The sequence below is a fragment of the Pseudomonas sp. 21LCFQ010 genome (genome assembly GCF_024129905.1).
GTDB lineage: Bacteria > Pseudomonadota > Gammaproteobacteria > Pseudomonadales > Pseudomonadaceae > Aquipseudomonas.
Window position 1 is genome coordinate 37,556 of sequence record NZ_JAMYDZ010000002.1, and the last position, 24,328, is coordinate 61,883.

20 protein-coding genes and 1 tRNA gene are annotated in these 24,328 nt (G+C 60.3%); 15 read left to right on the forward strand and 6 right to left on the reverse strand.

What is annotated here, in order from left to right; genetic code table 11:
- Positions 1-901 precede the first annotated feature (901 nt).
- From NJC38_RS02955 to NJC38_RS02965, 3 genes are all read right to left on the reverse strand, one after another.
- Positions 902-1,450 carry a hypothetical protein gene (locus NJC38_RS02955; protein ID WP_253111435.1) on the reverse strand — a complete coding sequence of 183 codons (549 nt, stop codon included), beginning with the start codon at positions 1,448-1,450 and terminating at the stop codon, positions 902-904.
- A complete protein-coding gene (locus NJC38_RS02960; protein WP_253111437.1) occupies positions 1,441-3,225 on the reverse strand; it encodes a patatin-like phospholipase family protein in 1,785 nt (594 codons plus the stop codon). Before NJC38_RS02960 ends, NJC38_RS02955 begins: the two co-directional genes overlap by 10 nt.
- A 767-nt stretch (positions 3,226-3,992) precedes the next feature.
- Positions 3,993-4,082 (reverse strand) — tRNA-Ser (locus NJC38_RS02965).
- A gap of 263 nt (positions 4,083-4,345) precedes the next feature.
- Here NJC38_RS02965 and NJC38_RS02970 point away from each other — a divergent pair.
- The gene (locus tag NJC38_RS02970; protein WP_045493070.1) at positions 4,346-5,020 is read left to right on the forward strand and encodes a Bax inhibitor-1/YccA family protein; all 675 of its coding nucleotides are present in this window, start codon (positions 4,346-4,348) and stop codon (positions 5,018-5,020) included.
- Between the two features lie 51 nt (positions 5,021-5,071).
- On the opposite strand, the gene solA is transcribed toward NJC38_RS02970, so the two are convergent.
- Positions 5,072-6,241, reverse strand: coding sequence for an N-methyl-L-tryptophan oxidase (gene solA / locus NJC38_RS02975; RefSeq protein ID WP_253111438.1), 1,170 nt, complete (start codon positions 6,239-6,241; stop codon positions 5,072-5,074).
- A 1,187-nt stretch (positions 6,242-7,428) separates the two neighbouring features.
- Between solA and NJC38_RS02980 the strand changes: the two genes are divergently transcribed.
- The 14 genes from NJC38_RS02980 to NJC38_RS03045 all read left to right on the forward strand — a co-directional run bounded on the left by NJC38_RS02980 (position 7,429) and on the right by NJC38_RS03045 (position 18,448).
- Positions 7,429-8,355, forward strand: coding sequence for a sigma-54 dependent transcriptional regulator (locus NJC38_RS02980; protein WP_045493065.1), 927 nt, complete (start codon positions 7,429-7,431; stop codon positions 8,353-8,355).
- A gap of 97 nt (positions 8,356-8,452) precedes the next feature.
- Positions 8,453-8,659: a hypothetical protein gene (locus NJC38_RS02985; protein ID WP_045493062.1), complete on the forward strand. Its 207-nt coding sequence runs from the start codon at positions 8,453-8,455 to the stop codon at positions 8,657-8,659.
- Between the two features lie 64 nt (positions 8,660-8,723).
- Positions 8,724-9,758, forward strand: coding sequence for a DNA-binding protein (locus tag NJC38_RS02990; RefSeq protein WP_084710168.1), 1,035 nt, complete (start codon positions 8,724-8,726; stop codon positions 9,756-9,758).
- Positions 9,759-9,806: 48 nt separating this feature from the next.
- A complete protein-coding gene (sctI, locus tag NJC38_RS02995; protein WP_253111441.1) occupies positions 9,807-10,166 on the forward strand; it encodes a type III secretion system inner rod subunit SctI in 360 nt (119 codons plus the stop codon).
- A gap of 9 nt (positions 10,167-10,175) precedes the next feature.
- On the forward strand, positions 10,176-10,970 hold the full coding sequence (gene sctJ / locus NJC38_RS03000; RefSeq protein ID WP_045493056.1) for a type III secretion system inner membrane ring lipoprotein SctJ: 795 nt from the start codon (positions 10,176-10,178) through the stop codon (positions 10,968-10,970).
- Positions 10,967-11,545 (forward strand): hypothetical protein, encoded by a 579-nt coding sequence (locus NJC38_RS03005; RefSeq protein ID WP_253111443.1) that lies wholly within the window; start codon positions 10,967-10,969, stop codon positions 11,543-11,545. The genes sctJ and NJC38_RS03005 overlap by 4 nt, the downstream gene beginning before the upstream one ends.
- Before the next feature lie 14 nt (positions 11,546-11,559).
- Positions 11,560-12,138 carry a type III secretion system stator protein SctL gene (sctL, locus tag NJC38_RS03010; protein WP_253111444.1) on the forward strand — a complete coding sequence of 193 codons (579 nt, stop codon included), beginning with the start codon at positions 11,560-11,562 and terminating at the stop codon, positions 12,136-12,138.
- A gap of 103 nt (positions 12,139-12,241) precedes the next feature.
- Complete coding sequence (locus tag NJC38_RS03015; protein WP_045493049.1) at positions 12,242-12,463, forward strand: serine kinase; 222 nt, start codon at positions 12,242-12,244, stop codon at positions 12,461-12,463.
- The gene (locus NJC38_RS03020) at positions 12,450-12,884 is read left to right on the forward strand and encodes a type III secretion system chaperone (protein WP_253111446.1); all 435 of its coding nucleotides are present in this window, start codon (positions 12,450-12,452) and stop codon (positions 12,882-12,884) included. Before NJC38_RS03015 ends, NJC38_RS03020 begins: the two co-directional genes overlap by 14 nt.
- Positions 12,866-14,887, forward strand: coding sequence for a type III secretion system outer membrane ring subunit SctC (gene sctC / locus NJC38_RS03025; RefSeq protein ID WP_253111448.1), 2,022 nt, complete (start codon positions 12,866-12,868; stop codon positions 14,885-14,887). Before NJC38_RS03020 ends, sctC begins: the two co-directional genes overlap by 19 nt.
- A 451-nt stretch (positions 14,888-15,338) precedes the next feature.
- Positions 15,339-15,692, forward strand: a complete 354-nt coding sequence (locus tag NJC38_RS03030; protein WP_045493044.1) for a hypothetical protein — start codon at positions 15,339-15,341, stop codon at positions 15,690-15,692.
- A gap of 95 nt (positions 15,693-15,787) precedes the next feature.
- Positions 15,788-16,186 carry a type III secretion system chaperone gene (locus NJC38_RS03035; protein ID WP_045493042.1) on the forward strand — a complete coding sequence of 133 codons (399 nt, stop codon included), beginning with the start codon at positions 15,788-15,790 and terminating at the stop codon, positions 16,184-16,186.
- Positions 16,187-16,449: 263 nt separating this feature from the next.
- Complete coding sequence (locus NJC38_RS03040; RefSeq protein ID WP_290447119.1) at positions 16,450-18,117, forward strand: pectate lyase; 1,668 nt, start codon at positions 16,450-16,452, stop codon at positions 18,115-18,117.
- A 1-nt stretch (position 18,118) separates the two neighbouring features.
- The gene (locus NJC38_RS03045) at positions 18,119-18,448 is read left to right on the forward strand and encodes an HrpW-specific chaperone (RefSeq protein ID WP_253111450.1); all 330 of its coding nucleotides are present in this window, start codon (positions 18,119-18,121) and stop codon (positions 18,446-18,448) included.
- Positions 18,449-18,539: 91 nt separating this feature from the next.
- On the opposite strand, the gene NJC38_RS03050 is transcribed toward NJC38_RS03045, so the two are convergent.
- On the reverse strand, positions 18,540-19,145 hold the full coding sequence (locus NJC38_RS03050; RefSeq protein WP_045493037.1) for an aspartyl/asparaginyl beta-hydroxylase domain-containing protein: 606 nt from the start codon (positions 19,143-19,145) through the stop codon (positions 18,540-18,542).
- Positions 19,146-19,222: 77 nt separating this feature from the next.
- Positions 19,223-24,265 (reverse strand): AvrE-family type 3 secretion system effector, encoded by a 5,043-nt coding sequence (locus tag NJC38_RS03055; protein WP_253111452.1) that lies wholly within the window; start codon positions 24,263-24,265, stop codon positions 19,223-19,225.
- Between the last annotated feature and the right edge of the window lie 63 nt (positions 24,266-24,328).

Here is a 24,328-nt window from a genome sequence, read left to right on the forward strand (position 1 = left end):
GCTTATCGAGCAGTGACTGCTTTATCGCACAATGCGAGCCATTCGGATTCTCTGGATCATCCGGTAATCCGCTCACGCCCTTGGGGAAAGTGGGCGTTTGGATCGGCTGCGGGGGCGCCCACTATCAAAGCGCACCGTGGGTAGTGCTCTCTTGCTTAAGGCAAGCGGAGCGCGCAGACGTGCAATTACCGGTTGCTTCAGGATAGTTTCCAGTCAGTTGCGTCGACAACACCCGCTCATCAAGACCGTCGGAATCGGTGACGCGAGAGTTCGAAATTACGGCTGACTGGATGCGCGCCAGACGCGTTCGCAGCCAAAGGTAGGTGAAGGACAGATTCCCATAAGACGTGCTTTTCAGGCGGGGATTCGAGTAAAGGCTTTCGATGGAATACCGAGCAGTGTTACTCAATGCCTCAGCACGATTCTCTGAATCAAGGAGTACATGCATTCGTATCTCAGTTGATGCCACAGGGGCGTCGGAACGGTTGCCGACCTCGGTCAGACGGTGCACATGCTCTTAGGACGTTCAATGGCAGCCTGTCACAGACAGCAGATCACCTAGGTATCTCTAAGTCGGGGTCGGAATGATCCCGTCGATCTAACCGATGCAGGCGGCCAGAGATAGCGTTGCATATTGAACTCTCGACCAGACCAAGGTTTGGCTTAGGGCTTGAGGCCCTGGCACATTATCATTGCGACCCTACGTTAACTTGGGCTCAGTTCTCACTGGCAAGCGGAGCGCGCAGGCAGCGCCGGAGGCGTGAGGATCGAAGCCCGTAGGGCCAAGACCCCGCTGCAGGTGGGGCTTGGTTTACAAGAGCCGTACCCGAAGGGGCACGCCCCGAAAAGCTTGAGCGACTTCCCAAAAAGTCAGCCCTCATGTTGTCAATACGAAGGCAACTTACGAATTAAACGGCTCGTCAGGATCTCGTTCAGTCCTATCTGTCGGCTTATCAGATCTATGGCCCGAACTAGCGCTAGCACCTTTGGGTGGCTGTTCAAAGGTGAGCATCAACTGTTCACTCTGAGAGCCATGTGGATCCTTTGATTCATCCAGCAATCCGCTCAAGCCCGAGGGTAAAAATGAGAGTTGGGATGGCCGACGCCCAATTTCACTCCGATCCGTGATAGCCCCGTCCGCAGACTGGTGGTGGAACCTCGAAGCCCACAAGGAGTAGTCCGTGTGATAGCCGTCGTAAGGGATATCTCGCAGATCCTGGATATGCCGTCGCAATTGCTTGTGATGAGGAGAGTCAGGCGTCAATATTTCAGTATCGCTGACACCGTTGGCGCTCTCGAAAAATTCACGACGCTGCAACACCTCCTGAATGAGGGAAGACACCTGCGCCACGCGCTCGCGGTGCTTAGCTGGAATGAGGTGAGCGATATCTCTTTTAGACATATCAATAACGTCCACGTCTCCATCACCGTAGTCAATTTCTAGATGCATGCATTGGCCCCTTGCACAAAAGTTGCGATGCCCTTTGACTCATTGTAGTCATTGACGATTCCCGCAAGGCAAGTCGCCATGTCACTTAAATGATCATGACTAGAGTGGATGCTGAGATCGAACGCGATAGCAAACTCAATCAGAACGACGCAGGGTTTGAGTGGCGATTCGTTCGTAGCTTCCTGCGGCCGGAGTGGAACGCACAGTATCCACTGCGCGTCGTCCAAATGAGGACGAAAAGCAATTGCACCGGCATCGACTCGTTTCAACAGTGGTTGCCGATCTTTCCATGCGGCCATCCCAGGATGCGCCGTTGGAAGTACTGCTCCATATCCCAAGTCTCGGGAGTACCCGGAAGTGGATACCAGTGACATTAATCCTGGGCTGCTGGAGCGAGGGGATGCAATCGCTACGCGAATTTTCCCGCCCAGATCAATCTCAGAGTGAAGAACTCCCCAGTATAGACTCATCGCTTGAGAGACATCTTCGAGTATCGCTTGAGCGGCGGTTCGTAGCACTCTGGGCGTTTCAATGAGTTCATTCGATAGCTGCTTAACTGTGGTCTGCTTAGCCTTCAATGCTTGGATGTAGACCTCATTGAAGCTTTTATCGAAATCTAGCATCCCCCAGTCGGTGCTGAGCGGGATCTTGGTGAAGCGCCCGACAGCGCGAGTATCGATCTCAGCGGTGCCGTTGACAATGGTGTTGATTATGGACGACATCCAATGCTTTGAGCGGGCTCCAGGCGTAGCGATGCTCATTGCGATAGTAGGCACCTCAGGGTGCAAAAGACGCTCTTCGTCGAATGGCCATGCCGGCAGGTTTGATACGAATCCGCCATCAAGGAACTGATGAGTATCAGGTTCATTTTTTTCATTGCGGCGACTGAACTTGATCGCCCAAGGTTTGAAGATAATGGGCAGGCATACCGACGCCGCCACGGCATCTGCGATTGAGACATTTGGCGTTTTGTAGGCGCAGAACACCTCCACGCTTTCACTGGACGTATTGGTCGCAATGATTTTCAGCGGGATCCCGCGCGCACGCTTGAGATCAGCGAATGTGAGAGGCAGCTGGCTACCGTCGTGATTCTGCTCAAGGGCAGTCCCCAATTTGTGTCTAATGGCTCTGTCAACGAAATTGCGCACTCGATTGAGTGTAGTAAGCCCTTTGGTCAACTTAAAGCCACCCCACACGAGTGCGCCTACCGCTGCTAGATTTGCCGCAAGACCTAGCAGCACGTGAACCGTCATCAGCACAAAACTGAGGTAGGCGTACGCGCCAATCAATGACACCGCCAGCGTCAACGTGAATGCAGGGTGCTGAGGCTTCGACAGCCGCCGAATTAATCGCATCCATCGCCAGCCTGCTTTTGAAAACAGGTCTGTCGGTTTCTTCGCTGTCGGTTTCGTCGCTGCCGTGTCTGAAGGTGATTGATCTGAGGACAGCCGATCAAAAAGATGAGTTGGGTTACTCAGGTCTTCATCCAGCAGGTCATTGCCGCTGTAACCGGCGGCAATTAACGCTGCTACGATTGAACCCGCTGAGGTTCCTGCAACGCCTTTGATTTCTAGCTGCAGGTCGTTAATGGCACTTAATGCACCCACATGAACAATCCCTCTGGCCCCGCCACCCTGGAGCGCCAGGAAAATGGGGCGCTTCTCCAGTGCCTTGCTTGCTTGCGCTTCAGATGCGTCCTTGCTGGCAGGTTTTTTTCTCGAGTTATGCGGCGGCCGCAGGTTTGGGCCGTTTGCAGAAACTATCAAATCAGACATTCGTGTAATTTTCTCATCACTTCCGCTGTTCTAATGGCAGACCCCTTCGGGTTCAACCCCAACCTACTTCAGCCGTCAGCTTAATGGCCTTGGTACGGATCTCCTAGTCGATGCGTCAGGGCGGCCAGTAGCTACGCGTTTGATGCAGAGCAGCAGGCAGGGGGATAGCCGTACGGAGGCTGAGATCAAGGATCAGGGGGCGTCGAGCCGTACATATTAGATCCGTCTCATGGCATCGTGGCTCCAGATCCCTGTCTGTGAAACCTCGGCAATTCTTGCATCTTTCTACAGAGCACCTGAGGTAGGGCAGTGGCGGGGGCACCGAAAGCGCGTACTGAAAACGTGCACTGAAAACGTGCGCATGCAATTTGTGAGGGTTGTTGGCATCGCTGTCAGGCTTCTCCACCAGATTGCTCGTTCGCTGCGGGCGTCGAATCTGACACCTGCTCCCCTGACACCTGCGCCCGGATGCTCCTCAAGGCAAGGTCGCAGCTCCTACCTACCTGGTACGTTCAGCTTCGTCAGCCTGCGATCTCCCTGAGGATGCAACTGGAACGGAGCGTTCCGTTTGTGTCTTCAGGGTGCAACAGGATGCAACAGGGCGCAGCTAGGCGTGTTGCATGCTTTGAGGAAGGCATGCGGCGGGGTAGCTTACGGGGCCGCACTCTGGGGTTTCAGGGCTTAGTAGTTGTGGAAAAACAGGCATAAAAAAAGGGCTTAGATTTCTCTAAGCCCTTGATTTACAAGGGTATCAGCCTTGAAAGTCGTGGTGGAAGGCCGGGGATTCGAACCCCGGGTGCGATCTCTCACACGCTGGTTTTCAAGACCAGAGCTTTAAACCACTCAGCCAACCTTCCATATTTTTACGATCACTACGCAACGCAGGTGTCAGTATGCAACCAGGATCAGCCTTAGATAAGAACTCTAGGACCTGTTACAGTCGGCAGTTTTCAAGACTGCTGCCTTAAACCACTCGGCCATACCTCCACATGTGTTGCGGGCGCCATAATACCCGAATGTAACAAGCTGTCAAACTCTGCCGGTGGTGATGAGCGGCGCCTCTGATATGATCTTTGCAACTTGTCATTTCAGCAAGCTATCAACAGTGAGGAGCTTCGCGATGCGCGAACAGGATTACCTACTTAAAACCGGCGTGCAGGAAGCCGACCAGCTCGAAGTCAGTCGTGTCCTGCGCAATACCTATGGCCTTCTGGCCCTCACCCTCGCTTTCAGCGGCGTCATGGCGTTCGTGGCCCAGCAAATGCGTGTTGGCTACCCGAACATCTTCGTCGTGCTGATCGGCTTCTATGGCCTGTTCTTCCTGACCGCCAAGCTGCGTGATTCGGTCTGGGGCCTGGTTTCGACCTTCGCCCTGACCGGCTTCATGGGCTTCATTCTGGGTCCGATCCTCAACCGTTACCTGGGCATGAGCGGCGGCGCAGAAGTGGTCAGCTCGGCGTTTGCCATGACTGCACTGGTGTTCGGCGGCCTGTCGGCTTACGTGCTGACCACCCGCAAGGACATGAGCTTCCTGGGCGGCTTCATCACCGCAGGCTTCTTCGTCCTGCTGGCAGCGGTCGTGGCCGGTCTGTTCTTCGAGATCAGCGGTCTGCAACTGGCGATCAGCGCAGGTTTCGTGTTGTTCTCTTCGGCCTGCATCCTGTTCCAGACCAGTGCGATCATCCACGGTGGTGAGCGTAACTACATCATGGCGACCATCAGCCTGTATGTATCGATCTACAACCTGTTCATCAGCCTGTTGCAGATCTTCGGCATCATGAGCCGCGACGACTGATCGTTTGTCGCGTAAAAAACAAAGCCCGCCTCGTGCGGGCTTTGTGCTTTTTCAACGCTTGAAACGTTGCAGGCTGAACGCCGAAAGGTCCGTTTCGCTGCGTCCGCTCATGCAGCGCTGAGCCAGCGCCTCGCCCAGCCCCGCCGAATGCTTGAAACCATGCCCTGAGCAAGCCGAGACCACCGTCACGTTAGGCAGGCAGGGGTGCTCGTCGATGATGAAGTGGTAATCGGGCGTCACGGTGTAGGCGCACACCGAGGTCTTCAGTGCCCGGCTACCCACCCCGCTAAAACGCCCGGCAACTTGAGTGCGGTACATCTGCTCGATCTGTTGGTCACTGACATTACGATCCAGAAGGTCTGGATCGCATGCTGTCTCGTACTGCTCAGTGGCAATTTTCATGCTGCCTTCGCCGGGCAGGGGCGGGAAGCCGTAACTCACATCATTGAATGCCGGTCCGTGAGTGAGGATGAAACTCGGTGACTGCGCCGCGAAGCGTGCCGGTTCGCTGACTTCGAACCAGTAAAGCGTCTGGCGACAGACCCGCAGCAGAGCATCAAAGGGCGCGCCCAGCAGTCCGGCCGACCACATGCCGGCACTGACGATTACCTTGTCGGCATAAATCACTCCCTGATCGGTACTGATTCTGACCGCTGTACCTTCATTCTCAAGCGCCAGCACGGTCTCGTTCAGGCGCAGTTGCGCACCTTGCTGCGCGGCCAGTTGCAGCTGCACGGCAATGCAGCGTTCCGGGCGCAGATAACCGCCTTGCGGTTCGAAGTAGCCAATGGCGCTGTCCAGCACCGGGCTGAACTGGCCGAAGCGCTGGCGAATCTGCGCCGCGTCCAGCACCTGGTGCTCGATGCCGTAGGTTTTGGCCAGTTCGATGGTGCGATGGGTGAAGTCCGCAGGATCGTGCGGGTCGTAGACGCTGCTTGAGGTCATCACCAGCACGCCGCACTGCTCGAACAATGCCTCGCCCGACAATGCTTCGAGTTCCCGCCAGATCCGATGAGAGTTGCGCACCAGCGGCAGGTACTGCGGACCTTCCCCGTTGGATAGGCGGGTGATGCGCGTATCGCCATGGCTGGAGCCTTGAGTATGGGGCGGCGCATGGCGGTCCACGCCGATGACGTTGGCGCCGGCCTTGCTCAGTTGATAAAGGGTTGCAGCGCCCATCGCGCCCAGGCCGAGCACGGCCACCTGATAATGTTCTTGCATGCTGGGTGGGTTGTCCGCAAATACGCCATTGCAACGCCAGCCATCGACAAAATCAACCCATGGGGTGATATGCACAGTGCCGGCGGCAGCAGGCGCGAGGGTGGCGCTTGCTTTTTTTGGTCATATGGGTTTGCGAAAACTGTCAAAAGTTGTCCACGAAAATCGTGGGTATGTCTGTGGATAACTCGCTGAATGCTTTATTTTCAGAGGCTTTGGTTTGTGTGGTTGATTTATGACCAGTTTTTCCGAGGCAGGGTGCTGCCGCCGTTCCGTGCCGCGCCCGCTGATCTGAAAATGCGACCGATTTGGCAAATCACGCACCTGACGCCAGCTTCGCATACGCTGGCCCCGGTGGGCAGGCCGTCAGGCGGTAATTAATAATTCTTTAACTTTGTTCGGAAAACCGGATGTGTATTCGGTTTTCCGAACAACTTGGTAATCTTGATTGGATTCACCACTTTGTTTCCGGTATTTGCCGCTCTGGACGTTGTTGACAAGTACCGTTAGTGCTGTGCATTAGTCCGCCACACGGCTGCGTCAGGCGCTGCAATATGGGGGGGGTTAACTGCGCAAGTTATCGCCAGTGCTGCCCGCAATGCCGGAGATCGTTGCTGGCCTGTTTTTACCTTGTACTGCTGGCCTGGCCCGGGTTTTTAGAGAGGCCCTGGTCATTGGCGTTGGTCAATGCTTTGGTCCCGGTTGCCATCAGCATTGCAAAAGCTTTATATATTGTGACTCGGGCCGTTCATGAGTGGAAAAATTTATCGACGCAATAGAAAATGTTCACGCGATTCTGATTGGCCGTGTATATACCCTGCGGCTTACTTGTGCCTGACAGCCAACCGGCTTGCAGTAGTGTCTGGATGTAATAGGGTGCCTCTAAAAACTGGGCGAGGCCGTCAACGTAGCGCTGGCGCGCATAACGCCGCAGACGCCCGGCCAGCAGGCAATTGCTCTGCTGACAGTGGTCCGCAACACAATGAGGGAAGGTGGCCCTCTGTGTCTCTGGAACCGGGGCAGTCTGCACCCTTGAATCCTTTCGCGAAGCCGTGCTGTTCCGGGCGGGTGATCGTAAACAGAGGTTAGGTGACGGTCTGCTTTTGCATGCAAAAGTACGGCTGACGCTGTCCTGTTGTTCAATGGAATTGCTGATCATCAGTAAGGGGCTTGGATGAAACGGGGACTCTATGAGCAATGACGCTTCGAAGATGGAGCACGAGGTCCTCGACATATTTGGTACCCTGCAGTCGTTCATCCGCAAGGCCGCGCCGCTTAATGTCGACATGGTGCTTGAAGGCGAGACGGGCACTGGCAAAGACACGCTGGCGCGGCGCATTCATCAACTATCAGGGCGTCCCGGTCCGTTGGTGGCACTCAACTGCGCAGCGGTTCCCGAGCAACTGGCCGAGAGCGAATTGTTCGGGGTGATGGCGGGCGCTTACACCGGCGCCTCTAAATCGCGTGCCGGTTATATCGAAGCGTCTAATCATGGCACGTTGTATCTTGACGAGATCGACAGCATGCCGCTGTTACTCCAGGCCAAGTTGCTGCGTGTTCTGGAGATGCGTGGAATAGAGCGTTTGGGGTCGACGCGTTTTGTCGAGCTTGACTTACGAGTGATTGTCGCCACTCAGACCCCCCTTGAGAAACTGGTCGAGGAAGGCAAGTTCCGGCGCGATCTGTTCTTTCGTCTTAACGTCATCAAGATCCAGTTACCGACACTGCGTTCGCGGCTTGAGCACTTGCATCGGTTGTTCGAGCAATTTGTCGGTGAAGCGGCGAGCCGGCATCGCCTGCCGGTTCCGGAGCGCGATCCGCACCTGCTCAAAAGCCTGCTCGGCCATCGTTGGCCGGGCAATATCCGCGAACTCAAATGCGCCGCCGAGCGCTTCGTGTTGGGCATGCCGGCGCTGCAGGGGCTGGCTGGCGGCTTGCTCGATGAGTCCTCGGCACGCCTGCGTGATTACCTGCGGGCGCTGGAAAAGGCGGTAATCCAGGAATGCCTGGCACGTCATCCCAACAATATCGAGTCGGTAATCACTGAACTGGGTATTCCCAAACGCACCCTCTATCACCGCATGAAGAGCCTGAGCATCAACGCTTCTGAATCCTGAATGCGGGGTCATGTGGAACCGCTTCTGAAAATCGGCCACTCACTGTTCGAACATCACATCCGGTGTTCAACACTTTCGATGATCAGGAGTAATCACTATGGCTGGTACCGCTTCCCTCGGCGCTTCGATGGCTGCAATGACCAAAATGGATGCCACCGCTGCGGCAACCACCACCATGAACGCCGAAGCCCAATCCAACAAGATGATGACCGATACCGTCAACGGTATCGCCAGCGCCTACCAGGACTCGGCCACCAAGGCGCAGAACGCCGCTCAGCAAACCGGTAAGGCGATCAACTACTGATCGTCGTGTTCCCCTCCCGGCCCGCGTCGGGAGGGGTTACCCCAGTGCATTCAAGGAGTGGACTATGTTTTCTTCTTCAATAGGCGGGCCACAGGCCGGTGCATTTCAGAGCACCTTCGCCAGCACCCAGACCAGCGCCCTGCAATCGAGCTCCAGTGAGGCGGCGGGTCAGATCGCCTCGCTGCTCAGCGACGCGCTGCTGGAAAAGAGCGGCAGCGGTGCCAATATCCGCAACGCTGACAACCCGTTGATCGGCATGGTTGCCGATCACATGGACCGCAACCCTGAAAAGTACGGCAAACCGCACGATGCCAATGGCCGGGTCGACGGCTGGCGCGATGAGCTCAGCGAAGACAATTACCTCGACGGCCGGGAAAAGGCCGCCTTCACCAAAGGCCTGGAAGGGCTGATCAGTGAATTCCTCAGTGGCGGCTCTTCGGGCCAAAGCTCCATCGGTCAAGGCACCAGCGGCCAGGGCGCCTTTGGACAAGGCTCGTTGGGCCAGGGTGGCCTGGGCGGTTCGCGCGGCGCCGCGAGCCCTTCGGCGGGTTGCAACCAGGGCTGGGGCGGCAATTCCCTGGCGGGGGCTGGCGGTGCTGGTGCCGGCGGTGGCCTGCAGAGTCTGCTGAGCTCGTTGCTGGGCAGTCTTGGCGAGGAAAAACTCGACAACCTGCTCAAGCCGGTCGCCTCGCAGCCTGCCTCGATCGGTGCCTTGGTCAAGGGCAACACTAACGGCATGATGAGCTTCAACCCTGAAGATAAAGATGTCCTCAAGGAAATCTCGCGCTTCATGGACATGCACCCTGAGGAGTTCGGCAAGCCGGATGGCAAATCCAAGGACTGGATGGGTGAGCTGTCCGAGGGCGACTTCGTGATGTCCAAGGCCGAGAGCCAGCAGTACATGAAGGCCATTGACATGATCAAGGGCGAAATCAAAGGCAGTGCCGAGGGCAACTCGCTGGGTGGCCTGTTTCCTGATGCGCAACAGAACTTTCAGAATGGCGGGGCTGGCAACACCCTGAAAACCGACGCCAGTATCGCGGCCGGCAACATTCTGTCTGTGTTGGTGCAGCAGAGCGTGACCGAATCACGCGGCTGATCCGCACGACTTTTCAGGTGCCTTTTCGTCCAGGCAGGAGAGCAAAACATGGCTGTTAACCGTGTATCAACCCATTCCGCAAGTCTTGTGGATACCGAGCTGACATCGAATGTTGCGCCTGCCTCGGCGGATATCGCCTGGTTCAGTGCGGCCATGCAGCCCGCCGCGCCACGTTCGGCGGCGTCACCGACCAGTGAGGTGTCGCCGGTATTGCAGGCCACCTCCGCATTTCAGAAAGACGCCGAACGGATCAACCGGCAGTTGCAGCGTGTCTCCGGCTCGGTCGACCCGCAGCAGATGATGCAGGCCAACCGTTCGCTGTCGTCGTTCTACCTTGAAAGCATGCTCAGCGCCAAACTGGTCAGCAAGGCGGCGCAAAGCGTGGAAAAACTGACCAGTCTGCAATAGGGCGGGGCTATGTATCCCAAGGTAATCAGGCTGCTCGCCCTGTTATCGGTAGTGCTGGCGCTGGCCGGCTGTGGTGACCGTATGGAACTGCATCGCGACCTGACCGAGCAGGATGCCAACGAGATCATGGCCGAGTTGGCCGACAAGAACATCAGTGCCTACAAGCGCCTGGACAAAAGCTCGGTGTCGGTACTGGTGGCGGCGCAGGACATTTCCCGGGCGGTACGCGCGCTGGAGGCGGTCGGTCTGCCGCGCCGCTCGCGTTCGAGCCTGGGTGAGGTGTTTCGCAAGGAGGGGGTAATCTCTTCGCCGCTCGAAGAGCGTGCCCGCTACATCTATGCGTTGTCCCAGGAGCTGGAACAGACACTCTCGCAGATCGACGGCGTGGTGGTGGCCCGGGTGCATGTGGTGTTGCCCGAACGCATCGCCCCTGGCGAACCTGTACAGCCAGCCTCGGCCGCGGTGTTTATCAAGCACCGCGACGGCATGGAACCCGACAGCGTCTTGCCGCGTATCCGGCGCATGGTCGCCAGCAGTATTCCGGGCATGGCCGGCGCTGATGACAAGAAACTTGCGGTGGTCTTCGTGCCTTCTCAGGAGTACCGGCAGACCGTCGAACGGGTCAGCCTCGGGCCGTTTGAGCTGACCCGTGAGCGCCTGGAGTTCTGGCAATGGATTCTTGGTCTGTCAGCGTTCGGTATCGCGTTGCTGCTTGGCGGCCTGTTTGCTCTCAACCCGCGCTGGTTGCAGCGGCTGTCGCGACGTCCCGAAGCGGCTGGCGCCACTCAAGGGGCTGAGCGATGACCCCGGATGCGCCACAGGCGCTGAGCTGGGTTCGCTGGTGGGCCCAGGGCTGGCGACAAGCCCATGAAACCTGGCAACTGCCCGCCACGGCTGATTTCGACCAGCCAACCCTGACACTGATGCTGCAACGCGATGCGGCGCTGGCTGACCGTTGCATGGGCATGACCGCCAGTGTTCCTCCGCCACCGGATGAACTGCTGCTGCCTTTGTTACCGTTCGATGCCGAGCAGTGGCAGCGGGTGTTCGAACTGTGCGTGGCGGTGTGTGCCGGTGCCAGCGGTGGTCGACGTCATCGACTGGATGAGCGCACGCAACGCTGGTGTCAGCGGCTGGGCCAGGCGTTGCAGCCGGGGCAATGGCTGCCGGCCCAGTGGTATGGCGCAGGGCCCGAAGCCGCCGGCCTTTGCCTGCTGCGTGCCTGGGCCGGAGAAACCCTGTGGTCGCGTCTGCGCCTGCAATTTGCCCGTGACGTCGTGCAGGCAGCCGAACAACTGGCGGTCGAGCAGATTCCGCATGCACGCCTGCGGGCCTTGTGGCATGCGCTGAGCTGGCAGGTATCCAGGGCAACTGACTGATTGAGGAGATGGTCATGCTGACCCGCCGTACCCTGACTTTTCCCGGCGACCGGCATACGGTGACCGGGTCACTGCTGCCGCGTGAACTGTTTGATGACTGTCGGCTGGCCGAACAACTGGTGCAGCAGGCCCAGGCCCAGGCCCGGCAAATCCTCGGCCAGGCGCGCAGCGAAGCGTTAGTGCTGCGCCGCCAGGCCGAGGAGCAGGCGCGGGCCGAAGTGCTCGAGCAATCCCTGGCACTGCTTGAAGACTTGCGCGACCAGCATCAGCGTCGCGAAGCCGCGGTACTGGAGGTCGCTCGCGAACTGGTCAGCGCCGCTGTGCAGCAGGTATTGAACGAGCAGCCGCCGCTGCAACGGATCGAGGCGGTGCTGGGGCAACTGATCAGCGCCCAGCCGGATGAGCCGTTGGCGCGTCTGCATTGTCACCCCGAGCGGCTTGAGGAACTGGCGACCTGCCTGCAGCACGGCGGCCGCGAGGGCTGGAGCCTGCAGGGCGATCCGCGTCTGGCCGCCGAGGCGTTGAGCCTGCGCACCGAGCGCGGCGAATTCAATCTGGACTGGCACAGCCTGGTGCAACACGTCCTGCCTTGACCCGCCAGCAGGGCGCTGTGCTGACCGGTCATCGGCCGGGCATGGAACCAAACCCGGCCTTGCGCCACTCACTGCCCAGTTACCCGGATCAAGGAGTATTGCCATGCTGTCTTCCGATGCACTGCGGCGTCGCCTGGATGCCAACTTTGAACATACCCAGAAAGATCTGGATACAGCCGCGCTGAATCTGGATGCCTTCTCGCCGGATGACTGGCACGCCTTCAACTCGGCCATGCGTCAGGCGTCCACCGCCAGTTGGGCGGCCAACCAGGAGATCGTGGTCAAGCACAACCTGGCCAAGGCGATCCTGAATGAAATCCGCTGAGCTGATTGCCACTGTCGAGCGCTGGCTGGACGTTGGTGATGCTGAGCTCGCCTTGCAGGTCGATGAGCAACTGATGCGGGTGCGCCGCTGTGGCAGCGGACTGGCGTTCATTGCGCCTCTGGCTACGGCGTGGCGCGGTGACGAGGCCGGGCTGGTCAGTGCCTTGAAGCTGTCGGCCGCCAGCCGCACGCGTTTTCGCGCGGCGCTGGCGCTGGACCCTGAAACCCGTGGCCTGTGCCTGGTCCAGCATCAGCGCCAGCTTGACTCGCCGGCGCTGCTGGCGGTCATCGAAGCGCTGGCCAATCAGCGCGACGTCTGGGCCTCGATGCTTGAGGCTGCGCTGCCGCGCACTGCGGCTGCGCCACGACGTGTTGTCCATCCATTCTCACTGGGAGCCAACCTGTGTTCAGGCATTGGATAAAACCGTTGTTGTGTACGACGCTGTGGTTCGGTCAGGCACCGGCAGCGCTCGCTGCGGTACCGGAGGAGTGGCGCGAGGCCTCGTATGCTTATGAGGCGAGCCAGACGCCGCTGTCGAAGGTGCTCAATGACTTCGCCGGCTCGTTCGGTGTGGGCCTGGATATCCGTGGCGTCAGTGGCGTGGTGGATGCGCGGATACGTTCGGCCAATGCCCAGGAATTTCTCGACCGACTGGCGCTTGAGCACCAGTTCCAGTGGTTTTTCTATAACGGCAAGCTGTATGTCAGTGCCCAATCTGCGCAGTTGTCCGAACGCCTGGAAGTGTCGGCCGATGCCGCGCCAGACCTCAAGCAGGCGCTGACCGATATCGGCCTGCTCGACAAACGCTTCGGCTGGGGCGAGATGCCCGATGAAGGGGTGGTGCTGGTCAGCGGCCCGCCGCGCTACATCGAATTGATCCGCAGCTTCAGCAAGGAAAAGCGCAAGACCGAAGAAAAACACCAGGTCATGATGTTTCCCTTGCGCTACGCCGCAGTGGCTGACCGGCAGATCCGCTACCGCGACGAGTCGGTGAGCATTCCCGGTGTCGCGGCCCTGCTTGAACAGATGCTCGATACCCAGCGCATGCCAGCGAGTGGGCCGGTGTCGGCCGACCCGATGACCAATATTCAGTCCATGCAGGGCATGGCCGATCTGGCCCGCAGCAAGATCGTCAACCTGGCCAGCGAGCGCACCGCCGAGCCCTCACGCAGCCGTCCGGCCAAAGCGGGCGGCAATCGTCGGGTGGTGGCCGATGTGCGCAACAACGCGGTGCTGATCTACGACGACCCGGACAAGCGGGAGATGTATCAGCAACTGATCGAGCAGCTTGACCGGCCCAGTAACCTGGTCGAGATCGATGCGATCATTCTCGACATCGACCGTACCCAGCTGTCAGCTCTGGAGTCGAACTGGTCGGCTCAGGCGGGTGCCGTAAACTTCGGCAGTTCGTTGTTGACCAGCGGTTCCTCGACCCTGTTCATCAATGATTTCCAGCGCTTCTTTGCCGATATTCGTGCGCTCGAAGGCCAGGGCGCCGCTTCGGTGATCGCCCGGCCATCGGTGCTGACCCTGGAGAACCAGCCGGCGGTGATCGATTTCAGCCGCACCGCCTACATCACCACCACCGGGGAGCGGGTTGCCAATGTCCAGCCGGTGACGGCCGGCACCAGCCTGCAAGTGGTGCCGCGGACCATCTCCGGCGGCACCGGCCAGCGCTTTCAGTTGATTGTCGATATCGAAGACGGGCAACTGGAGCGGGTGCGCGATGATCGGACGCCGGATGTCAAACGCGGCACGGTCAGCACCCAGGCTGTGGTGGCCGAAAACCGTTCGTTGGTGATCGGCGGCTTTCATGTCGATGAAAACGGCGAGCAGCACGACAAGGTGCCGGTGCTCGGTGATCTGCCGGTGCTGGGCAAGTTGTTCTCATCGACCCGGCAGTCGGTCTCGCGCCGCGAGCGGTTGTTTATCCTCACCCCGCGACTGGTCGGCGACCAGGTCGACCCGGGCCGCTATGTGGCCAGCCAGGATCGCCCCACGCTGGACAAGGCGCTCGGGCGCCAGCGCCCAGACAGTCGGGAACAGATGCGTGCGACGCTCTCGACGACGTTCGCAGAGCTGGTGAAAGGACGCATTCCTGATGGTGTCAAATCGTCATCATCTGGTGCCGCCTTGCGCGACCTGTGTACAGTGGACGCTTCGTTTGCGATCGACACCGCCCGCGGCCAGTGGTTTACCGGTAACGGTTTCGAGATCAGCGTCGGCGTGGTACGCAACATCGGTACAAGACCCCAGGTGTTTTCTCTGGCTTCATGTTCAGCGAGTCAGGCACTCGCTGCCAGCGCATGGCCTGCTTCCAGGCTGCAGCCCGGTGAGTCGGTTGAAGTCTTTGTCGCCACGCGGCCGGCGGCCACGATTGCAGTACCTGAAAAACCGGTGAGAGTTTCAATACTCCCGCCCTGAGGGGGGCTGAAGCCGCGTGCGGTAATGACGTTACTTGTTGCAAGGTTTTTATCAAGGATGGCTCGGAACTAGCGGGCAGCTCTAAAACTACCGGCGTTGTCAGCGCCGGGTTAAAACAGGCACGTGCGTGATGCTCATTTACAACCGGTAAAGTCGAGCGCGACGCCGACCGTTGTTTGCCTGGTACTGACGGCCTCGCCTGATTTTTAGAGTCACCCTATCGTTAACCTGCATAGGCTCACTGTCGGAAAAAAGGGAGGAATGACAATGAACAACGTGCGACGACTTGCCTTGTTTATTATCACGGTGTTTATTAGTGCGTGTGCGTCAACCGAAAAGTCCTGTTTAACGGAGGCTTGTCAGCGGGTTGACGCCAATAGTTCTGAACTGAAAGTCTGGTGGTCGCCTGCACTGCGCAACGGCGCGGCTGCCTATAGCACGGTGCCTGTGAATGACTGAAACGATTTTGCGTAGCGCCGATCAACGGGACTTCTTCGTGACCATTCGGGAAGGTCGCTCAAGTACTTGGCAATGGTCGCCAGGTGTTGATTTCATCCATGACGACGCCAGTGTTGGCTGGGGGCTGGCGCTATCGATCGAGCGCCGGGCGCAGCGTCCCAATCTGTTTTCCGACACGCTCAGGCGCCGTTTCGAGAGCATTGAGGCGTACGAAGGCTATTACGTGTGCCTCGACAGCCAGCAGCGCTTTGTGGTCTGGCACGAACTGGCGGGCGATTATCGCAGTGACAATGATTTGCAACGGCTGATCGACCGATTATTGGTATTGGCGGGTTTCAGGCACTGACCGCGTTCTGTTGCGCTGGAACTTTAACCGCTAATTGTCCACGCACTGTTTGCTGTGGCGCCTTTATGCGCTGCGTCTGACAGAAGGACACTCCAATGACCCACGCTCAACGTAACGTGCAATTGTATCTGGCGCGTTTAAGTGAAATGCTCGGTATCGCGCTGACCCTCAACAACGGGGTTTGCGCGTTGTACGACAATGATCGCCGCCAGGCGGCGATCATTGAAGTTCCTGACCACTCGGATAATGTGATCATTCATGCCCGCCTGGGCCTGTTGCGTAATAGTCCGCAAAACTTGCAACATCTTTTGAACATCAACTTCGATGTGTCGAAATTGCGCGGCTGCTGGCTGTCTCTGGACCAGCAGAACGTCTGCCTGTGCACCCAACGTGAACTCTCCACGCTCGACGAAAAACAGTTCTGTGACCTGGTCACCGGCTTTACCGAACAGTTGCGCCAGACCCGCAGCCAGTACGCGTCCTTGCTGGCGTGAAAGGGCACCTCTAAAAACTGGCTGCTGGCTGGGCGCCTATGGCGCTACGCGCGTCTTCGCTGCGTAGCAAGCCGGCTCGCGCTGACGGCCTCGCCCAGGTTTTTAGAGGTGCCCGAAATTTTGCGGGAACTGCTCAGGGGCGGTTTGCCACATAGCCGCAAGCCCCTCTACAGCAGAACCCGCAGCAGGATTCGGGGCGGGGCTACCGGCAAGGCGGCAGGTTGACGCCCCCGGTCACATTCAACGATGGAGCGAGGCAGCACATGGCAGATTTATCAAGCATTGCAGGATTCTCCCAAGGCGGCGGGCTAGGAGCACTGGGTGGGCTGAGCGGCATCGGCGCTTCGCAGTCACTGGCCTCTACCGGTATTGCCGGGGCGGGCAAGGGCGGCCAGTCGTCGCTGGAAGACCTGGCCGGTTTTCTGGCCGAGGCGTTGCTCAGCGGCAGCAAGGGCGGCGGTTCGGCCAGCCAGTCGAATCAGAGCGACATCAGCTCGTTGCTGGAGTCGCTGCAAGGCGGCAAGGGCGCAGGCGGTGCCGGTGGTGGCAGCGACAGTAAAGGCCCGGCTGCCGAAGGCGGTGACTCGGCCAAGGAACTGCTGACCCAGATCCTGATGGCGCTGTTCGAAAAAATCCTCGGCGGCTCCGGTGATTCGGCCAAGGGCGGCGAAGGCGGCCTGGGTGGTTCTGGCCAGGGCGGTGGTGGCCAGGGCGCGGGGGGCATCGGTGGCGGCCAGGGGCTGGGCGGTGGTCAGGGGGCCGGTGGTATTGGTGGCGGGCAGGGACTTGGCGGTGGCCAGGGTCTGGGCGGTGCGCAAGGTGGCGGTTCAGGTTCGGGCAGTATCGAGGACCTGGTCAATACCCTGATGCAAAGCCTCGGTGGCGGTTCGCTGAACGGTTCGATTTCGCCGACCGCTGATGGCGGCGGGCAGATCTCCAAGGATGACCGCCTCAAGGAACTGCTGGAGATGATTGGCCAGTTCATGGATAGCCATCCGGAAACCTTCGGCCAGCCAGCCAGCGGCGCGGGCGGCGGTGGTGGTGGTTCGGCTTCGCCGGTCGGCGCGGGCGGTGGCGGTGGTGCTGCGCCGGTCAGCACGCCATCGATGCCGGCGGCTCCTGCGGGCGCTGGTGGTGGCGGTGGTGAAGGGGGCGGCGGCGGTGGCAGTGTCGCCGCTCCAGCCGCTCCAGCCGCGCCCGCTGCTCCAGGCGCCAGCGTAACCCCAGGTGCAACGGCCACGCCGGGCGCCACCGCTACACCGGGCGCACCTGCCGCCGGCGGCAGCAGCGCGGCCGGTCCGGTCAGCTTCCCGACCGCTTCGGGCAGCCCGACCGTGGTCAACCAGACTATCAAGGTTGGTCCGGGCGAAGTCTTCGATGGCCAGGGCAAGACCTTCACCGCCGGGCCAAGCCTGGGTGATGGCGGACAAGGCGAAGGCCAGAAGCCGATCTTCGAGCTGGCCGAGGGCGCCACCCTGAAGAACGTCGTGTTCGGTGACAATGCCGCCGACGGCGTGCATGTACGGGCCGGCAACGAGAAAGCCGTGAACGTCGACAACGTGCACTGGACCAACGTCGGTGAGGATGCCCTGACCGTCAAGGGTGAGGGCGGTGCCAAGGTGACTAACCTGAACATCACCAACAGCAGTGCCCAGGGCGCCAACGACAAGGTCTTCCAGCTCAATGCCGACGCCAACGTGAAGGTCGACAACTTCAAGGTCAATGACTTCGGCACCTTCATGCGCACCAACGGTGGCCAGCAGGGCAACTGGAACCTGGACCTGAGCAACATCAGCGCCGAGAACGGCAAGTTCTCCTTCGTCAAGAGCGACAGCGAAGGCCTGAACCTGACTACCAAGAACATCGATCTGAACAACGTGCAGAATGCCTTCAGCAAACTGCCAGGATCGACCAACCACAAGGAGCTTTAAGATGACCCCAGCGCAGCCACGCGAGTTGTCGACCCCGAACTCCTGGGCTGCACTGGTACGCGGTGGCGGTTACGTCACCGCGCACCAGCGCCAGGCTCTGGAAAACGCCATCGGGCTGGTCAGCCAACGCCTGCAGGCAGCGCTTGACCGGCCGGGTCAACGGGCCAGCGAGCGCTTCGATCTGGACCACTACATCGACAGCCTGGAGCCGGACTTCAAACGCAGTGCCGGAACCGACCCCTTGCGCGGCGATGCTTCGCTGACCGCGTTCTGGATCGTCCGCTTGCTGACTGACCGCTTGCTGGAAGCGTCGGCAAAGCGCCAAGGCTAGCGGCCAGGCAGCCAGGCACCAGCAAAACGGGCTCGGATGAGCCCGTTTTTTTTGTTGTGGATCTGTCGCCAGCGCTAACCGGCGACTTCCTTCAGCGGCCGGCGCGGGCCTTGTTGAACTCCAGGTACAAAATGGTCCGTGGCGCCTGGCTGGCATTGACCACGAAGTGATCCTGCGAGCCGTCGAAGATCACCGCACTGCCTGCCTGGTGCTGATGAAACTGGCCGGCGACGTTGAGGTAGGCATAGTTGGCCTCGCTGGCGGCGCTGAGGGTCAGGTGCATCTGCAGCAGCCCCTCGGCGCGAATCTCCGGGTGGCGATGGGTGCTGAGAAAACTGTGCGGCGCGAGCCGGGCCAGCGACGCCACCTTGATGCCGTCCAGGGTCTGCAGCAAGGCCAGGGTCTGCGGCAGGGCGGCCAGCGCCGGCGCCAGCGGGGTGTCCTGAAACAGCAGCGGGTACTGGGTCCAGTCCCGATTGCCGCCGGCCGCGCCCCAGCCCTTGAGCCAGCCGTAGCTGCCGCCCTGGCGCAGATGTTCGTCCAGTTCGGCGTGCACTTGCTGGTGAGGTTTGTCGGTGCGGTCGATGTCCAGCAGCGGGGCCTGCAGCGCCGCCACTTCGCGCTGGATCAGCGCGCAGTGATCGGCCAGCCTGGCCAGGGGAGGGAAGTCGTCGAGGGGGTAAAAAGCAGCGTTCATTGCGAAAGCTCCAGAGGATGTCGGGGGGTAAAGCCTTGTTCGCGGCAGGTGCCGCGAACAAGGGATGCACAGCCGGGTCAGCTCTTGAGTTCAAGCCCCTCCTTCTTCAGCGCCTGGGCCAGGTCGCTTTGGGTTTTCGAGGGCCGGGCCAGGTCACCGTCGACGAAGTAGTTTTTCGGTTTGTCCTGATCTTCGCCGTAGTTGAAGTTGATCTTGCCGACCACCTTGGTCACCCCCACCGAGGTGCTGCTGGTGCCGCTCAAGATCGGCAGCGGCGTGGTGAAGCCATCTGTTTGCGCGGCGGACTTGAACACCGTGATGGCCTTGATCCGCATGTTGTCGCGGTCTTCGAGCAGCTTGCTCAGTTCTTTCTGGGTCAGGCTGCCGTCGCGGCTGCCCTGGTCGATCCGGTCGATCACCGAGTCCTTGGGCTCCAGGCGCACGCGGGCCAGGGTGCCTTTGCTGTTCTGCAGGTCCTTGAGGATCGACTTGAGGGTCGGGTCCTGATCGAGCAGTTTGGCAACGTTCTCGGCGTTGCTCGGTGCGTGATGGGGATTGACCACGCTGAGGATCTTCGACGCCACGCTCTGTTCGTCGAGCCGCGAAAGGTTGGTGTAGCTGCTCTCGAAGCGTGCGTTGGCCAGCACGCTATGGCGCTCCAGCGAGGCATCCTGGCGCGCCACGGCGCGCTTGAGGTCACGCAGGGCCGCGTATTGATCGTCGTTGTGCGCCGGTTTGCTTGCGAAGAAATCATTGAGCCCCTTGAGTTGCAAGCGGGCCTTGTCCTTGTCGTCAGCGCCTGAGTACATCGGCTGCTTGCCGTCGGCCAGACGGGTCAGTTCAGTTTGCGAAGCCTTGTCCTTGAACGCCTTTTCCAGACTGGTCGAGAGCTTGGTCACGTCCTCGGTGCTCAGTGGCGTGGCCTCTTCGTACTTGAACTTGACCCGTTTGGTGGTCTTGGAGTCTGCCGCCAGCGTGGCGGTCAGGCCCATGCTGTTGTTGATTGCCTGGGATGACGGGGCCGCGCCGGGGGCCGGGGCGGTCTGGGTGTTGCTGCCGGCCAGCTGGGCGCGGCCGAAGACGTTGCCCTTGAGGCTGTTGAAAAACCGCATGCGGTTTTTTGACTCTTCGTCCAGGCGTTCCTTGGGGTTTTCCTGGCTGACGGTCTGTTTGGTATGGGTCGCCAGGTTGACGTTGACCGTGACCCCGGCACCAAAGCGCGCCGCGGCGGTCAGCGGTTTGCTGTCCTTGTCGGTAATGCCCAGTTGCAGACGGGCCTCCAGGGTGGCGCTGGCGTTGACCTCGAAGTTGTTGCGGCTCATGTGGTGCGACTTGTGGTTGCTGGCCTCTTTGAGGATATCCATGGGCTTGAGCTTGCCGCCGAACAGATCGTCGACAAACCGATCAATCTTCTCGTCAGGCACCGTGAAGGCCACCCCGGTGCGCTGGGTCTTGCTGTCGGACAGCGTCACATCGCCGCCGAACCGAAAGGCAAACGCGCCACGCCGGTCATTGCCAGTGTCTATTGCAGTCATTTTGGCGAGCTGGTCGGCGCTGGTGATATTGGGCAGGAAGTTTTCCCCGCCCCCGACCCCGGCATTGAGCGTGCCAGCGCCCTCGTGAAACATGTACACCTCGACGCCTTTCTCGCCGCGTTCGGCCATCAGCGCGTAATTGCGGGTGCCGTCCACCGAGCCTGCGGGCCAGGGACCAGGGGCCAGTTTCGCCAGGTTGAAGAACGGCGTACTGACGGTCATCCCGTAATTGCGCGAAATCGCCAGCTCATCGTCAGGGTGCTCTAGGCGCTTGAGCGAATCCTTGAGGGTGGCGGCCAACTGGGCCTGGTCGGCGCTGCCGGTGGCGGCGCGCATATTGACGCTGATGGCGTGCTGCGGGTCGTTGAAACCATTGAGGAATGCCTTGATCCCGTTATAGGTTTTTTCCAGCTCGCGGTGGCCGGAAAAGCCCATGTCGGTGACCTGCTTGATCGGGTTCTCGCCGTAGGTCTTGTCGCGCAACTGCTCCAGCCCGGCCTTGAGGGTCTTGGCATGCGCGGCCGGGTCGGTGCCGGGCGGCGGGTTCTGCGCCTTGTCGACCAGCTCATCGAGCCCCTTGAGCGTCACGATGTCCAGCGCCAGGCGGGCCTTGCTCAATTGCAGATGGTTACCGCCGTCGCGGCGCTGATCGGCCGGGGTATCGACGGCCATGTGCGACAGGGTCATACCCTTGCCCTTCAAGTCTTGCAGCAGCTTGCCGGTCGGGTTGTCCTGCGATGGCGCGAGCTTGTCGAGGGTGGTACTCGCCAGAGTGATCAAATCGTTGTCACGCGGTGCGGATGGCGGCTTGTCCTTGAGGCCCTCCTTGAACTCGCCGTGCAGGTTGAGCAGCTTCTTCTCCCGGCCCATATGCATGACTGTACCGTGGGCGCTCTTTTCCAGGTCTTCACGGAAGGTCTGCAGCTCGTCAACCAGGGTTTTGCCTTCGCTGCCCAGCTCCAGACTGGCGATGCGGTCTTTAAGGTTGTGGCCGGCGGCGGGCGCGGTGGTCGATGTGTCGATTTCGCTCAATTGCTTGAACAGCGGTGCCTGAGCCTTATACACATCGCCCAGCCCCTCGCGGCCCTGCCACAGGTGCTGGGCATAGTCACCCATGTTCTGCAGCGGGCGCGGTATTTCCAGGCTCGGCTTGAACACATGGGCGCGGATGAAGTCCATGGTGCCGGACTTGTGCGACTGCTCCATGCCATTGCGCCCCAGCAGATTGACTGATGCGGTGGCGGTCCCGCCGGTAAACGGAATTTTCCAGCGCGCGGTGCCATTGTCGAGACGGTCGAACAGTTCGCGCAGGGCATTGGGATCGACCGGGCGCGGCTCCATCGGCGACCAGGTTTTGCCTTTGAGATTGAAGGTGTCCTGGCCGTTGCTGAGCGGGCTCTCCTTGAGCTTGACGCTGATGCTGTTGTCGTCCTCGGTGCGCAGGGTCTCGACCTTGCCCGGTACCGGCATCCGCGTCCACTTGGCGTCGGGACGTTCCTGCGGTTTGGCCTGCCAATCGTCCTTGGCCATGAAGTACAGCTCGCCGTTACTGGTCTGGGCATGCAGCGTGCCGTCGGCATCCAGCGCCAGGTGGGCGACCTCGCCATTGAGCCCCTGACGGGTCAGCTCATTGGGGTCCTGTTTGTCCTGGTGAGCGGTCATGCGCCCGCTGTCATCCATGGCGACAAACTGCTTGTCGGTGACGGCGGCAAACGCCTTGATCACCCGGTCATCGAGACCCTTGAGTTCATCACCGACTTCGACCTTGGTCGAGCGCGGTGCCTGGGTCAGCTGGTGGTGGGAATTGAACGGGTTTTTCGCGTAGTCCGGCTCGACCTTCAGGTGCGAGAGCTTGCCCTCCTTGAGCACGAAGGCACTGCCGTTGGTGCCGCGCTGCAGACGGTCGATGTCCTTGAGGCCGGTGTCTTTCCAGTCCTGGGTAGCGGTGTCCCATTTCTGAATGCGCCCATCGACCAGACCGATACTGCCGCCGCGTTCAAGGTTGTGAATGCTCTCGTTGGGCGGCGTCTTGGCGACCGGCAGGCCGCGCTTGTTCTCGATGACAATCACGTCACTGAGGTTCCAGCCGCTCTTGAGGCTGGCGCTCTGCTCATCCAGCGTGTGCGAGTGGGTTTGCCCGGCATTGTTTTTGACCTGCACATGCAACTGGCCGTCAGCGCCGCTCATGAACCCGGTCACCTGATGCTGGGCGCCCAGCTTGCCGCCGGCCGGCTGGTAGCCGGTTTCCGGTTGCAGCTGCAAAGCGCCGTCGGTGTTCTTGAGCGCTTCGCGAGAGGCGCTGTACAGCCGGCCTTCGGTGTCAGTGACGAACAGCCGATCGCGGCTCAGGCCAACATGGGCGGCTTCGGCTTTGCCACCGTCCAGTTGCAGTGTCACTTGCAGCGGCTGGGCATCGCCCATCTTGCCAATTTGCACGGTCTGGGTGTCCTTACCAGCCAGCATGGCCACGCTGCCGTCGGCGGCCACCGAGTGCGCGGTCAGCCCCGGCAGATGCATATGCCGGCCCTTGTCGCCGGACAGCTCGATCAAGGTGTCGCTGTTACGCCCGTAGACCTGGCCATTGCCGCCGTGGGTCAGCTCGCTGAATTTCTGCCCGGCGCTTTGCGGCACCGGGCTCCAACTGCGGGTGGCGGGGTGCAGCTGTTGCAGTTTGTCATCGTGCAGGCGCAGTTGCTGACCGTCGCGGTCCTGATAGACACCGCTGACCTGCGCCAGCAGGGCTTTGTCCGGCAGCGTCTTGCCCGGGCCTTCATCGCCCTTCAGGCCCATGCTCTGGTCCTTGCCGAACAACTCGACGCTGCCGGGCTTGCTGCCAGCCGGCAGAGCCAGGCCGTCACTGCTGCGCATCACCACCAAAGCGGTATCTGACTGCTCCAGGTGCAACAGGTGACCATCGGCTTCCAGCAGTACCTGCTTGTTGCCTTGTTCGGTGCGGTTGTGGGCCAGATACGTCTTGCCTTCCTGCCCCAGCGTGTTTTGCAACAGGTCCTTGAGTGCCGGCGGGTCAAAGTGCTCGAAGCTGGCATGGCCCTTGGCATCCAGGCTTACATCACTGACCGGCAACGGCGGCAGCTTGATACGCTCGATCTGGCCATCGAGGCCGACAAAACGCCCGGCCTGGCTGCGATCGAGTACCGCATTGGCGGGGAGTGCGGCGCTGGCTTCGCTGCGCGATGTGCTGGCGCCGGCATCGCGAGGCGAGGCCGAGGATTTGCGTTCGCTGCCCGGTAGCGAGCGGCCAAAGCCATCGGCGCCACGCAGCTTGGCTCCTGGACCACGGGTTGCCTGCACGGCGGCGCGCACCGCCGCATCTTCCGGGTCGAGCGCTGTCGTGAGCAGGGCTCCGGGGCTGGCCGCCGGACCTTGGCGTGGCGTCGCCTGCACATCCTGAGTCAAGGACGGCAGCGGCCCTGATGACTGGCGCATGAGCTGAGCCAGCGAGGTGGACGCGCGCTGGGTCGCTGGCTGGTTGGCCTGCTGTTGCAGACCTTGCGGGTTATGGCCGACCGTCTGCGGGCCATGGAGCTGGGCAGCCGTCGGGGTGTTCTGGATTGATGGGGGCATGGGGCTCTCCGGTTCAGAGGAAAAACAAGGAATTTTCCTGAGCCTGAGTGGCGCCCCCGGCTG

What these genes read in the sequence shown, in the direction of transcription:
- NJC38_RS02955 (WP_253111435.1), bottom strand. Translation starts at nt 1,450, where the DNA reads ATGCATCTAGAAATTGACTACGGTGATGGAGACGTGGACGTTATTGAT.
- NJC38_RS02960 (WP_253111437.1), bottom strand. Translation starts at nt 3,225, where the DNA reads ATGTCTGATTTGATAGTTTCTGCAAACGGCCCAAACCTGCGGCCGCCG.
- NJC38_RS02970 (WP_045493070.1), top strand. Translation starts at nt 4,346, where the DNA reads ATGCGCGAACAGGATTACCTACTTAAAACCGGCGTGCAGGAAGCCGAC.
- solA (WP_253111438.1), bottom strand. Translation starts at nt 6,241, where the DNA reads ATGCAAGAACATTATCAGGTGGCCGTGCTCGGCCTGGGCGCGATGGGC.
- NJC38_RS02980 (WP_045493065.1), top strand. Translation starts at nt 7,429, where the DNA reads ATGAGCAATGACGCTTCGAAGATGGAGCACGAGGTCCTCGACATATTT.
- NJC38_RS02985 (WP_045493062.1), top strand. Translation starts at nt 8,453, where the DNA reads ATGGCTGGTACCGCTTCCCTCGGCGCTTCGATGGCTGCAATGACCAAA.
- NJC38_RS02990 (WP_084710168.1), top strand. Translation starts at nt 8,724, where the DNA reads ATGTTTTCTTCTTCAATAGGCGGGCCACAGGCCGGTGCATTTCAGAGC.
- sctI (WP_253111441.1), top strand. Translation starts at nt 9,807, where the DNA reads ATGGCTGTTAACCGTGTATCAACCCATTCCGCAAGTCTTGTGGATACC.
- sctJ (WP_045493056.1), top strand. Translation starts at nt 10,176, where the DNA reads ATGTATCCCAAGGTAATCAGGCTGCTCGCCCTGTTATCGGTAGTGCTG.
- NJC38_RS03005 (WP_253111443.1), top strand. Translation starts at nt 10,967, where the DNA reads ATGACCCCGGATGCGCCACAGGCGCTGAGCTGGGTTCGCTGGTGGGCC.
- sctL (WP_253111444.1), top strand. Translation starts at nt 11,560, where the DNA reads ATGCTGACCCGCCGTACCCTGACTTTTCCCGGCGACCGGCATACGGTG.
- NJC38_RS03015 (WP_045493049.1), top strand. Translation starts at nt 12,242, where the DNA reads ATGCTGTCTTCCGATGCACTGCGGCGTCGCCTGGATGCCAACTTTGAA.
- NJC38_RS03020 (WP_253111446.1), top strand. Translation starts at nt 12,450, where the DNA reads ATGAAATCCGCTGAGCTGATTGCCACTGTCGAGCGCTGGCTGGACGTT.
- NJC38_RS03030 (WP_045493044.1), top strand. Translation starts at nt 15,339, where the DNA reads ATGACTGAAACGATTTTGCGTAGCGCCGATCAACGGGACTTCTTCGTG.
- NJC38_RS03035 (WP_045493042.1), top strand. Translation starts at nt 15,788, where the DNA reads ATGACCCACGCTCAACGTAACGTGCAATTGTATCTGGCGCGTTTAAGT.
- NJC38_RS03040 (WP_290447119.1), top strand. Translation starts at nt 16,450, where the DNA reads ATGGCAGATTTATCAAGCATTGCAGGATTCTCCCAAGGCGGCGGGCTA.
- NJC38_RS03045 (WP_253111450.1), top strand. Translation starts at nt 18,119, where the DNA reads ATGACCCCAGCGCAGCCACGCGAGTTGTCGACCCCGAACTCCTGGGCT.
- NJC38_RS03050 (WP_045493037.1), bottom strand. Translation starts at nt 19,145, where the DNA reads ATGAACGCTGCTTTTTACCCCCTCGACGACTTCCCTCCCCTGGCCAGG.
- NJC38_RS03055 (WP_253111452.1), bottom strand. Translation starts at nt 24,265, where the DNA reads ATGCCCCCATCAATCCAGAACACCCCGACGGCTGCCCAGCTCCATGGC.